This is a genomic window from Oceanimonas sp. CAM02 (assembly GCF_032842915.1).
Classification (GTDB): Bacteria; Pseudomonadota; Gammaproteobacteria; order Enterobacterales; family Aeromonadaceae; genus Oceanimonas; species Oceanimonas smirnovii.
The window spans coordinates 58,752-71,284 of the sequence record NZ_JAWJBK010000016.1 but is presented as its reverse complement, the minus strand read 5'-3'; the positions used below and the strand labels follow the sequence as shown (position 1 = coordinate 71,284).

Genomic DNA, 12,533 nt, shown 5'->3' with positions numbered 1-12,533 from the left:
GCCGGGCTCCATCACTCCGCACACCGACTTCGAATCCGAAGTATACGTACTGTCCAAAGACGAAGGCGGCCGTCACACTCCGTTCTTCAAAGGCTACCGTCCTCAGTTCTACTTCCGTACTACTGACGTGACCGGTACCATTGAACTGCCGGAAGGCGTTGAAATGGTCATGCCCGGCGACAACATCAAGATGGACGTAAACCTGATTGCTCCCATCGCGATGGAAGAAGGTCTGCGTTTCGCTATCCGTGAAGGTGGCCGTACCGTTGGTGCTGGTGTAGTAGCCAAAATCATCGAGTAATAGCGCTTACAATCGCGTCACAAAGCCCCTATAATAGGGGCTTTGTTGTATTAGGGGCGTAGTTCCAATTGGTAGAACGGCGGTCTCCAAAACCGACGGTTGGGGGTTCGAGTCCCTCCGCCCCTGCCACTTACCTCGCCGTCGGCGGGGTTTTTGCGTCTGTAACAGACTCGGAATATTTAGACAGGTAGCTTATGAGTGCAAATACCGAGAGCCAGGGCGGGGCAAAAGATACCCTGCTGTGGGGTCTGGTTTTCATTATTCTGATTGCGGCCGTGGTCGGCAATTATTACTACAGTGAGCAGGCGGTCTATATTCGTGCTGCCGGTGTGGTGGTGGCTGTTGGTATTGCCGGTCTGCTGGCATACCAGACCAAAAAGGGCCAGAGCAGTTTTGCCTTTGCCCGTGAGTCGCGCCTTGAAATGCGCAAGGTTGTCTGGCCCACCCGCCAGGAAGGCATTCAGACCACACTTATTGTACTGGCCGTGACCGCTTTGGTGGGCCTGTTTCTGTTTTTGCTGGATGGCCTGCTGGTATGGCTGGTCAACCTGGTTACCGGAGTATAAGGATTCACCATGTCAGAACAAAGAATGCGTTGGTATGTGGTCCAGGCGTTTTCCGGATATGAAGGCCGTGTAGCCAAGTCGCTGCGTGAACATATCAAGATGCACGGCATGGAAGATCAGTTTGGCGAAGTGCTGGTGCCCACTGAAGAAGTAGTGGAAATCCGTGCCGGCCAGAAGCGCAAGAGTGAGCGCAAATTCTTTCCCGGTTATGTGCTGGTGCAGATGCAGATGAATGATGGCACCTGGCACCTGGTGCGCAGCATTCCTCGTGTTATGGGCTTTATCGGCGGCACGCCCGAGCGTCCGGCGCCGATTTCCGACAAGGAAGCCGATGCTATCCTGAACCGTTTGCAGGATGCGGTAGACAAGCCGAAACCGAAAACCCTGTTTGAGCCCGGCGAAGTGGTGCGGGTGTCCGACGGTCCCTTTGCCGATTTCAACGGCGTGGTGGAAGAAGTGGATTACGAAAAAAGCCGCCTGAAAGTGTCTGTGCTTATTTTTGGCCGCTCTACCCCGGTGGATCTGGAGTTCGGTCAGGTCGAAAAAACCTGAGCATAATTCGAGCGAAGCTCTTGAGAAGGGCGGCAAATTGCACTACAATTTGCCGCCCTTTTATTGTTGGGGAGCCGTTAGAGGAGTATTGCTCCGAGGCGCTAACACCCATTTTTGAGGTAATTATCAATGGCTAAAAAAGTACAAGCGTACATCAAGCTGCAGGTTGCAGCTGGTGCAGCTAACCCGAGCCCGCCCGTAGGTCCTGCTCTGGGTCAGCACGGTGTTAACATCATGGAATTCTGTAAAGCGTTCAACGCCCGTACAGAAAGCCTGGAAAAGGGTTCTCCGATCCCGGTTGTTATCACCGTATACAGCGACCGTTCCTTCACCTTTGAAACCAAGACTCCTCCTGCTGCCTTCCTGCTGAAGAAAGCTGCTGGTGTTAAATCCGGTTCCGGTGAACCGAACAAGAACAAGGTTGGTACTCTGACCCGCGCTCAGCTGGAAGAAATTGCCGGCATCAAAGCGCCGGACATGACCGGTGCTGACGTTGACGCCCGCGTGCGTTGCCTCGAAGGTTCTGCCCGTTCCATGGGCCTGGTAGTGGAGGGCTGAGACAATGGCTAAACTGACCAAGCGTATGCGTACCATCCGTGAGCGTGTAGATGCCACTCGCGAGTACGAAATCAATGAAGCCATCGCCCTGCTGAAAGAACTGGCCACTGCCAAGTTTGTTGAAAGCATCGACGTTGCCGTTAACCTGGGCATCGACGCTCGTAAATCCGACCAGAACGTTCGTGGTGCCACTGTACTGCCCCACGGCACCGGTCGTGACGTACGCGTTGCCGTGTTCACTCAGGGTGCCAACGCCGAGGCCGCCAAGGCTGCCGGTGCTGACCTGGTGGGCATGGAAGACCTGGCCGAGCAAGTTAAAGCCGGTGAGCTGAACTTCGACGTGGTTATCGCGTCTCCCGACGCCATGCGCGTTGTGGGTATGCTGGGCCAGATCCTTGGCCCGCGCGGCCTGATGCCGAACCCCAAGGTTGGCACAGTAACCCCGAACGTTGCCGAAGCCGTGCAAAATGCCAAGGCGGGTCAGGTGCGCTACCGTAACGACAAGAACGGTATCATCCATACCACCATCGGCAAGGCTGACTTTGACGCTGAACAGCTGAAAGGCAACCTGGAAGCCCTGCTGGGTGCGCTGAAGCGTGCCAAGCCGGCCTCTTCCAAAGGCCAGTACATCAAGAAAGTCAGCCTGTCCACCACCATGGGTGCAGGTCTGACTGTTGATCAGGCTGGTCTTGACGCTTAATTAAGCATTTACAAGGCGCGGGGTTTTTCGTAAGATCTTGCGCCTTGTTATTTGGTTGGGGGCTTCGACTCCCGTCCAAGACCGCTGGAGCCGTAAGGCTTAATGTTCCAGCGTAGATGGTGCCGGGACCCAGTTAGAAAGCAGAAAAATTTTCCTTTCTTCTGGAATTCGCCACCTTGGTGCCTCTGAACAGAGGCGTGTGTTTAATCTGGGAATTTCCCAGGTGGAATCCAGGAGTTTAGCCAATGGCATTAAGACTCGACGACAAAAAAGCAATTGTTGCTGAAGTCAACGAAGCTGCCAAGGGCGCCCTGTCTGCAGTTGTTGCCGATTCTCGCGGCGTAACTGTGGCTGCCATGACCACTCTGCGCAAGCAAGCCCGTGAAAACGGTATCTACCTTAAGGTAGTCCGTAACACTCTGGCTCGCCTGGCAGTGGAAGAGACCAGCTACGAATGTCTGAAAGACGTATTCGTTGGTCCTACTTTGATCGCATTCTCTAACGAGCATCCCGGTGCGGCTGCTCGTCTGTTCAAAGATTTTGCTAAAGAACAGAAAGAGTTTGAGGTGAAAGGTCTGGCTTTCGAGGGCGAATTTATCCCTGCGGCCGACATTGACCGCCTCGCCACGCTGCCGACTTACGACGAAGCAATTGCGAAGCTGATGGCGACCATGAAAGAAGCCTCCGCTGGCAAGCTGGTTCGTACCTTTGCTGCCCTGCGCGACAAGAAAGAAGCCGAAGCCGCCTAAGGCGCGTTTGGCTGCTTGATTACCGTATACTTCAGAACATTAGGAATTTGAGTCATGTCTATCACTAAAGACCAAATCATCGAAGCCGTTGCAGAAATGTCTGTAATGCAGGTTGTTGAACTGATCGAAGCTATGGAAGAGAAGTTCGGCGTTTCTGCCGCTGCTGCTGTTGCTGTAGCTGGCGACGCCGGTGCTGCTGCTGCTGAAGAGCAGACCGAGTTCGACGTAATCCTGACCGGTGCCGGCGCTAACAAAGTTGCCGTTATCAAAGCCGTTCGTGGCGCTACCGGCCTGGGCCTGAAAGAAGCCAAAGGTCTGGTTGAGTCCGCCCCGGCTGCGATCAAAGAAGCTCTGAGCAAAGGCGAAGCCGAAGCTCTGAAGAAAGAACTCGAAGAAGCCGGTGCTTCTGTTGAGCTCAAATAAGCTAGACTATAGCTTAGCGGCCTGAGCAATCGGGCTAGGGCTGGTGAATCTTTATTCACCGGCCCTTTTGCGCTGTGGGATGAGAGGAATTTTCACCTCGTTTTAGCCTCTCGTTGTTCCAGCCACCGAGTGTTGTCGAGACATTCGGCCAATAAGAAACGATGTTATCAGAGCTGTCCCATTTGGGCAGAGTGGGTCACTTATCAGCGAGCTGAGGAACCCTATGGTTTACTCTTATACAGAGAAAAAACGCATTCGTAAGGACTTCGGTAAGCGTGACCAGGTCTTGGACACGCCTTACCTGCTGTCAATCCAGCTTGACTCCTTCAAACAGTTTATTGAAGCAGATCCTCAGGGCGAGTACGGTCTGGAAGCGGCTTTCCGCAGCGTTTTCCCTATCACTAGCTATTCTGGCACTGCCGAGCTGCAGTATGTCAGCTATCGTCTGGGTGAGCCCGTATTTGACGTGCAGGAATGTCAAATCCGTGGCGTGACCTACTCGGCGCCGTTGCGCGTCAAGTTGCGTATGGTCCTGTACGACAGAGAGGCTGCGGCCGGTACTGTCAAGGACATCAAAGAGCAAGAAGTCTACATGGGCGAAATCCCGCTCATGACTGAGAACGGTACCTTTGTTATTAACGGTACCGAGCGGGTAATCGTCTCCCAGCTGCACCGCAGCCCGGGTGTGTTTTTCGATCACGATCGCGGCAAGACCCACTCCTCCGGTAAGGTCCTGTATAACGCCCGCGTGATCCCTTACCGTGGTTCCTGGCTCGATTTTGAATTCGATCCTAAAGACAACCTGTTTGTCCGGATTGACCGTCGCCGCAAGCTGCCGGCGTCTATTATTCTGCGTGCCCTGGACTTCACCACTGAAGACATACTGTCGACCTTCTTTGAAACTACCCGTTTTGAAGTGATCGACGGCAAGCTGATGATGGAGCTTAAGCCCGAGCGTCTGCGGGGCGATACGGCTTCCTTTGACATTATGGTTGACGGCGAAGTACTGGTGGAAACCGGTCGTCGCATTACTGCACGCCATATTCGTCAGCTGGAAAAAGCCGGCGTTGAGCAGCTGGAAGTACCGGTTGAATATGCCGTTGGTAAAGTGGCCGCCAAGGATTACATCAACGCCGATACCGGCGAAGTGATTGTGGCTGCCAACAGCGAGCTTAGCCTGGAAACCATGGCCAATCTGTCTGTGGCCGGCATCAAGCAGTTCGAGACCCTGTTCACCAACGAACTGGATCACGGCGCTTACATGTCCGAGACCCTGCGTATCGATTCCGCCACCAACCGCCTTGAAGCGCTGGTGGAAATCTATCGCATGATGCGTCCGGGCGAGCCGCCCACCCGCGAAGCCGCCGAGACCCTGTTCGAAAACCTGTTCTTCAGCGATGATCGTTATGATCTGTCTACCGTTGGCCGCATGAAGTTCAACCGTCGTTTGCTGCGTGAAGAGCTGAATGGTCCGGGTACCCTGACCAAGTCCGACATTGTCGACGTCATGAAGCAGCTGATCGCCATTCGTAACGGTAACGACGAAGTCGACGATATCGATCACCTGGGTAACCGCCGCATTCGCTCCGTGGGCGAAATGGCCGAAAACCAGTTCCGTGTAGGTCTGGTTCGTGTTGAGCGCGCAGTGAAAGAGCGTCTGTCTCTGGGCGATTTGGATACCCTGATGCCGCAGGATCTGATCAACGCCAAGCCGATCAGCGCCGCGGTGAAGGAATTCTTCGGTTCCAGCCAGTTGTCCCAGTTTATGGATCAGAACAACCCGCTGTCCGAAGTGACTCACAAGCGTCGTATTTCGGCTCTGGGCCCGGGCGGTCTGACCCGTGAGCGCGCCGGCTTTGAGGTGCGGGACGTACACCCGACCCACTATGGTCGTCTGTGCCCCATCGAGACCCCAGAAGGCCCGAACATCGGTCTGATCAACTCGCTGTCCTGCTACTCCCGCACCAACGAGTACGGTTTCCTCGAGACCCCGTACCGCCGTGTGGTGGATGGTCGAATCACCGATGAAGTGGATTACCTGTCTGCCATCGAGGAAGGTCACTTCGTGATCGCCCAGGCCAACGCCGCCATCGATGAAGAAGGTCGTCTGCTTGATGAGCTGGTACCGTCCCGTCACAAGGGCGAAGCCACTTACATGAACGCCGATCAGGTTCAGTATATGGACGTGAGCCCGCAGCAGATTGTGTCTGTGGCTGCTTCACTGATCCCGTTCCTGGAACACGATGACGCCAACCGGGCACTGATGGGCTCGAACATGCAACGTCAGGCCGTGCCGACCCTGAAGGCGGACAAGCCGCTGGTAGGTACCGGTATTGAGCGCGCCGTGGCCGTTGACTCCGGCGTAACCGCCGTGGCCAAGCGTGGCGGTGTGGTTGACTACGTTGACGCGTCCCGCATCGTGGTGAAGGTGAACGAGGAAGAGATGCTGCCCGGCGAAGCCGGTATCGACATCTACAACCTGACCAAGTACACCCGTTCCAACCAGAACACCTGTATTAACCAGCGTCCCTGCGTGATGCCGGGTGAGCGGGTGATCAGCGGTGACGTACTGGCCGACGGCCCGTCTACCGACCTGGGTGAACTGGCGCTGGGTCAGAACCTGCGCGTGGCCTTTATGCCCTGGAACGGCTACAACTTCGAAGACTCCATTCTGCTCAGCGAGCGGGTGGTGATGGAAGATCGCCTGACCACCATTCATGTGCAGGAACTGTCCTGTATCTCCCGCGACACCAAACTGGGTCCGGAAGAGATCACTGCCGACATTCCCAACGTGGGTGAAGCCGCCCTGAACAAGCTGGATGAGTCCGGTATTGTGTATGTGGGTGCGGAAGTGAAGCCCGGTGACATTCTGGTAGGTAAGGTAACGCCCAAGGGCGAAACCCAGCTGACCCCGGAAGAGAAACTGTTGCGTGCCATCTTCGGTGAGAAGGCGTCTGACGTTAAAGACTCTTCCCTGCGCGTGCCCAACTCTGTGTACGGTACCGTGATCGACGTTCAGGTCTTTACCCGTGACGGCGTCGAGAAGGACAAGCGTGCTCAGGACATTGAGCACATGCAGCTCAAGCAGGCCAAGAAAGATCTGACCGAAGAATTCAGCATTCTGGAAGACGGCATTTTCGCCCGTGCCCGCTCTGTGCTGACTGCGGCCGGCATGAGTGCCGACAAGGTCGCCAAACTGGCCCGGGAAAAACTGCTGGAGCAGGCCCTGGACGACGAAGGCAAGCAGATTGAGCTGGAGCAGATCGCCGAGCAGTACGCCGAGCTGAAGGCCGACTTCGACAAGAAGTTCGAGAACAAGCGTCGCAAGATCACTCAGGGCGACGATCTGGCACCCGGCGTGCTGAAGATCGTTAAAGTGTACCTGGCCGTTAAGCGTCGTATTCAGCCCGGTGACAAGATGGCTGGTCGTCACGGTAACAAGGGTGTGGTATCCACCATTGTCCCGGTTGAAGACATGCCTCACGACGAGCAGGGCCGTCCGGTCGATATCGTGCTCAACCCGCTGGGTGTACCCTCGCGGATGAACATCGGTCAGATTCTGGAAACCCACCTGGGCCTCGCTGCCAAGGGTATCGGTGAAAAGATTGACCGCATGATCAAGGAGCAGCAGGAGCTGGCCCGTCTGCGCGAATTCATTCAGGAAGTCTACAATCTGGGTGACGGTGTTCGTCAGAAAGTGGATCTGTCTACCTTCTCCGACGACGAAGTGCGCGTACTGGCCAATAACCTGCGCAACGGCATGCCCATTGCCACGCCGGCGTTTGACGGTGCCCGCGAGCATGAAATCAAGCGTCTGCTGAAGCTGGCTGACCTGCCCGAGTCCGGTCAGATCCGCCTGTTCGACGGCCGTACCGGTAACGCTTTTGAGCGTCCGGTGACCGTGGGCTATATGTACATGCTGAAGCTGAACCACCTGGTGGACGACAAGATGCACGCCCGTTCTACCGGTTCCTACAGTCTGGTCACCCAGCAGCCGCTGGGCGGTAAGGCCCAGTTTGGTGGTCAGCGCTTCGGTGAGATGGAAGTGTGGGCACTGGAAGCTTACGGTGCCGCCTACACCTTGCAGGAAATGCTGACCGTCAAGTCGGACGATGTAAATGGCCGTACCAAGATGTACAAGAACATAGTGGACGGCGATCACCGCATGGAGCCGGGCATGCCCGAGTCCTTCAACGTACTGCTGAAGGAAATCCGCTCCCTGGGTATCAACATCGAGCTGGAAGAAAATTAAGGCATCAGACTGCCTCGGAAATAACGGTGCCCCTCGCTTGTTAACAGGGTGGGGCACCCAGGTAGAACTCCTCACAGGAGACTAACGTGAAAGACTTGCTTAAGTTTTTGAAAGCGCAGAACAAGACTGAAGAGTTTGACGGTATCAAAATCGGTCTGGCCTCGCCCGACATGATCCGCTCTTGGTCCTTTGGCGAAGTCAAAAAGCCTGAGACCATCAACTACCGTACCTTCAAGCCGGAGCGTGACGGCCTTTTCTGCGCCCGGATCTTTGGTCCGGTCAAGGACTATGAGTGTTTGTGCGGCAAGTACAAGCGTCTCAAGCACCGTGGCGTGATCTGTGAAAAGTGCGGCGTTGAAGTGACCCAGACCAAGGTGCGCCGTGAGCGCATGGGCCACATTGAGCTGGCCAGCCCGGTTGCCCACATCTGGTTCCTGAAGTCGCTGCCGAGCCGTATCGGCCTGCTGCTGGACATGACCCTGCGCGATATCGAGCGGGTGCTGTATTTTGAGTCCTATGTAGTGATCGAGCCGGGCATGACCAGCCTGGAGCGTGGTCAGATGCTGTCTGAAGAACAGTATCTGGACTCGCTGGAAGAGTGGGGTGACGAATTCGACGCCAAGATGGGCGCCGAAGCCGTGCTGTCTTTGCTGCGTGATATTGATCTTGAAGGCGAGATCAACACCATGCGCGAAGAGCTGGATCAGACCAACTCCGAAACCAAGCGCAAGAAGATCACCAAGCGCCTCAAGCTGATGGAAGCTTTCCATTTCTCCGGCAACAAGCCCGAGTGGATGGTGATGACAGTGCTGCCGGTGCTGCCGCCGGATCTGCGTCCGCTGGTACCCCTGGACGGTGGCCGCTTTGCGACCTCCGATCTGAACGATCTGTACCGCCGGGTGATCAACCGGAACAACCGTCTGAAGCGCCTGCTGGATCTGGCCGCGCCCGATATTATCGTGCGCAACGAAAAGCGCATGCTGCAGGAATCGGTAGACGCCCTGCTGGATAACGGCCGTCGTGGCCGCGCCATCACCGGCTCCAACAAGCGCCCGCTGAAGTCCCTGGCCGACATGATCAAGGGGAAACAGGGTCGTTTCCGTCAGAACCTGCTGGGTAAGCGCGTCGACTACTCCGGTCGTTCCGTTATTACCGTGGGTCCGACCCTGCGTCTGCATCAGTGCGGTCTGCCCAAGAAGATGGCGCTGGAGCTGTTCAAGCCCTTCATCTACGGCAAGCTGGAAACCCGCGGCCTGGCCACCACCATCAAGGCGGCCAAGAAAATGGTTGAGCGGGAAGAGGCTGTGGTGTGGGATATCCTCGATGAGGTGATCCGTGAGCATCCGGTACTGCTGAACCGTGCGCCTACCCTGCACCGTCTGGGTATTCAGGCGTTTGAGCCGGTACTGATCGAAGGTAAGGCCATTCAGCTGCACCCCCTGGTGTGTGCGGCCTATAACGCCGACTTCGACGGTGACCAGATGGCGGTACACGTGCCGCTGACCCTGGAAGCCCAGCTCGAAGCCCGTGCGCTGATGATGTCTACCAACAACATTCTGTCTCCCGCCAACGGCGAGCCGATCATTGTTCCGTCTCAGGACGTGGTACTGGGTCTGTATTACATGACTCGCGACAAGATCAACGCCAAGGGCGAAGGTATGCTGCTGACCAGTGCCAAGGAAGCCGAAAAGGTTTACCGTGCCGGTCACGCCGAGCTGCATGCCCGGGTCAAGGTGCGCATTACCGACTTTGAAAAAATGGAAGACGGTACCCTGGTAGAAAAAACTGCGATTCGCGATACCACTATTGGCCGGGCCATTCTGAGTCTGATCGTGCCCAAAGGTATGCCTTTCAGCATGATCGATCAGGCCATGGGCAAGAAGCAGATCTCTCGTCTGCTGAACGGCTGCTATCGTATGCTGGGTCTGAAAGACTCTGTTATTTTCGCCGACCAGCTGATGTATACCGGTTTCCACTACGCCACTCTGTCTGGTGTGTCTGTCGGCATTAACGACATGGTGATTCCGGATGCCAAGAAACACATCATTGATGAAGCCGAAGCCGAAGTAACCGAGATTCAGGATCAGTTCCAGTCTGGTCTGGTCACCGCCGGTGAGCGTTACAACAAGGTTATCGATATCTGGGCCAGTGCCAACGAGCGCGTGTCCAAGGCGATGATGGAAAACCTGTCGAAAGATGCCGTTATTAACCGTGACGGTGAAGAAGAGCTGCAGGACTCCTTTAACAGTATCTTTATGATGGCCGACTCCGGTGCCCGGGGTAGTGCTGCCCAGATCCGTCAGCTGGCGGGTATGCGTGGTCTGATGGCCAAGCCGGATGGCTCCATCATTGAAACGCCGATTATTGCGAACTTCCGTGAAGGTCTGAACGTACTGCAGTACTTCATCTCGACTCACGGTGCCCGTAAGGGTCTGGCCGATACCGCACTGAAAACCGCCAACTCCGGTTACCTGACCCGTCGTCTGGTAGACGTGGCCCAGGATCTGGTGATCACTACCGACGATTGTGGTACCCACGAAGGTCTGTGGATGATGCCGCTGATTGAAGGTGGTGACGTGGTTGAGCCCCTGCGTGAGCGGGTGCTGGGCCGGGTGGTTGCGGAAGACGTGATCAAGCCTGCCTCTGACGGCGAAATTCTGGTAGCCCGCAACACGCTGCTCGACGAGAAACTGTGTGACCTGCTGGAAGACAGCTCGGTAGACCGGGTGAAAGTACGCTCCGTTATTACCTGTGATAACGATCACGGCGTCTGTGCTCACTGTTACGGTCGTGACCTGGCTCGTGGCCATCTGGTTAACCAGGGCGAAGCAGTCGGTGTTATTGCTGCCCAGTCCATCGGTGAGCCGGGTACCCAGCTGACCATGCGTACCTTCCACATTGGTGGTGCGGCATCGCGGGCAGCGGCGGAAAGCAGCATTCAGATCAAGCACAGCGGTACCGTCAAGCTGCAGAATGCTCAGACCGTTACCAATATGGACGGCAAGACCGTTATCGTGTCCCGCTCTTCCGAGCTGACCATTATCGACGAGATGGGTCAGACCCGGGAAAACCACAAGGTACCTTACGGTGCCCTGCTGGAGCAGCCGGACGGCGGTCAGGTGCAGGCTGGTCAGGTGGTAGCCAACTGGGATCCGCACACTCATCCCATCATTACCGAAGTGGCGGGCCGGGTTAAGTTTATCGACATGATCGACGGCGTGACCATCAGCCGTCAGACCGATGAACTGACCGGTCTGTCCAGCATCGTCGTGATGGACGTGAACGAGCGTCCCAGCTCCGGTAAAGAGCTGCGGCCCACTGTGAAACTGGTGGACGACGCCGGCAAGGACGTGTTTATTCCCGACACCGACCTGTCTGCCATGTACTTCCTGCCCGGCCGCGCCATCGTGAGCCTGGAAGACGGTGCTCAGGTAAACGTGGGTGATGCGGTGGCCCGTATTCCGCAGGAATCCGGCGGTACCAAGGACATCACCGGTGGTCTGCCGCGTGTTGCGGATCTGTTCGAAGCCCGTCAGCCGAAAGAGCCGGCCATTCTGGCCGAAGTCTCCGGTACCATTTCCTTCGGCAAGGAAACCAAAGGCAAGCGCCGTCTGGTGATCACGCCGCTGGAAGGAGGCGATGCCTACGAAGAGATGATTCCGAAGTGGCGTCACCTCAACGTGTTTGAAGGTGAAAAGGTTGAGAAGGGCGAAGTACTGGCCGACGGTCCTGAGTCTCCGCACGATATTCTGCGTCTGCGTGGCATCAGCCCGGTAGCGAACTATATCGTTAACGAGGTGCAGGAGGTTTACCGTCTGCAGGGCGTTAAGATCAACGACAAGCACATTGAAACCGTGGTTCGTCAGATGTTGCGTCGTGCCGAGATCATGGACGCCGGTGATTCCGACTTTATCACTGGTGAACAGGCCGAAGTGGTTCGCATCCGTCAGGCTAACCGTGCTCTGGAAGCCGAAGGCAAGCGTACCATTGCTTACCGTCATGTTCTGATGGGTATTACCAAGGCGTCTTTGAGCACCGAGTCCTTTATCTCGGCGGCGTCTTTCCAGGAAACCACCCGCGTACTGACCGAAGCGGCCGTGGCTGGCAAGGTAGACGATCTGCGTGGTCTGAAAGAGAACGTGATTGTGGGTCGTCTGGTACCGGCTGGTACCGGTTTTGCCTACCATCAGAAGCGTCAGGCCCGCCGTCAGCCAGAGCAGCCAGTGAAAATCTCTGCCGATGAAGCAGAGCAGAGCCTGGCCGATCTGCTGAACGCCGGTAACACTGGTGAATAAGCAGTAACTAACTCGCTGATAAGACAAGGGCTTCCGCAAGGAAGCCCTTTTTTATTGGTAAGCATATTTGGATATTCCTTTAATGCATAAAAAATCACCCTTTATTCTTTATTGTTAAGTATAAATATGGCTTAAGC

The 12,533-nt window shown here is 55.9% G+C and carries 8 protein-coding genes, 1 tRNA gene and 1 pseudogene; all 10 read left to right on the top strand.

The annotated features are described in order from the left end of the window. Positions 1-301: pseudogene (gene tuf, locus R0I78_RS05190) on the top strand (elongation factor Tu); the annotation flags it as partial. A gap of 52 nt (positions 302-353) precedes the next feature. Beyond that, positions 354-430, top strand: a tRNA-Trp gene (locus tag R0I78_RS05185). Between the two features lie 65 nt (positions 431-495). Beyond that, on the top strand, positions 496-867 hold the full coding sequence (gene secE / locus R0I78_RS05180; protein WP_019934473.1) for a preprotein translocase subunit SecE: 372 nt from the start codon (positions 496-498) through the stop codon (positions 865-867). 24 nt (positions 868-891) lie between these two features. After that, positions 892-1,419 carry a transcription termination/antitermination protein NusG gene (gene nusG / locus R0I78_RS05175; protein ID WP_395535427.1) on the top strand — a complete coding sequence of 176 codons (528 nt, stop codon included), beginning with the start codon at positions 892-894 and terminating at the stop codon, positions 1,417-1,419. Between the two features lie 129 nt (positions 1,420-1,548). Continuing rightward, positions 1,549-1,977, top strand: coding sequence for a 50S ribosomal protein L11 (gene rplK, locus R0I78_RS05170; protein WP_019934471.1), 429 nt, complete (start codon positions 1,549-1,551; stop codon positions 1,975-1,977). Positions 1,978-1,981: 4 nt separating this feature from the next. Further along, entirely contained in the window at positions 1,982-2,677 is a 696-nt protein-coding gene (rplA, locus tag R0I78_RS05165) for a 50S ribosomal protein L1 (protein WP_019934470.1), read from the top strand. Positions 2,678-2,922: 245 nt separating this feature from the next. Then, on the top strand, positions 2,923-3,426 hold the full coding sequence (gene rplJ, locus R0I78_RS05160) for a 50S ribosomal protein L10 (protein WP_019934469.1): 504 nt from the start codon (positions 2,923-2,925) through the stop codon (positions 3,424-3,426). A 54-nt stretch (positions 3,427-3,480) separates the two neighbouring features. Continuing rightward, positions 3,481-3,849, top strand: a complete 369-nt coding sequence (gene rplL / locus R0I78_RS05155) for a 50S ribosomal protein L7/L12 (protein ID WP_019934468.1) — start codon at positions 3,481-3,483, stop codon at positions 3,847-3,849. 223 nt (positions 3,850-4,072) lie between these two features. After that, a complete protein-coding gene (gene rpoB / locus R0I78_RS05150; protein ID WP_019934467.1) occupies positions 4,073-8,101 on the top strand; it encodes a DNA-directed RNA polymerase subunit beta in 4,029 nt (1,342 codons plus the stop codon). A gap of 86 nt (positions 8,102-8,187) precedes the next feature. After that, positions 8,188-12,396, top strand: a complete 4,209-nt coding sequence (gene rpoC, locus R0I78_RS05145; RefSeq protein WP_019934466.1) for a DNA-directed RNA polymerase subunit beta' — start codon at positions 8,188-8,190, stop codon at positions 12,394-12,396. Positions 12,397-12,533 lie beyond the last annotated feature (137 nt).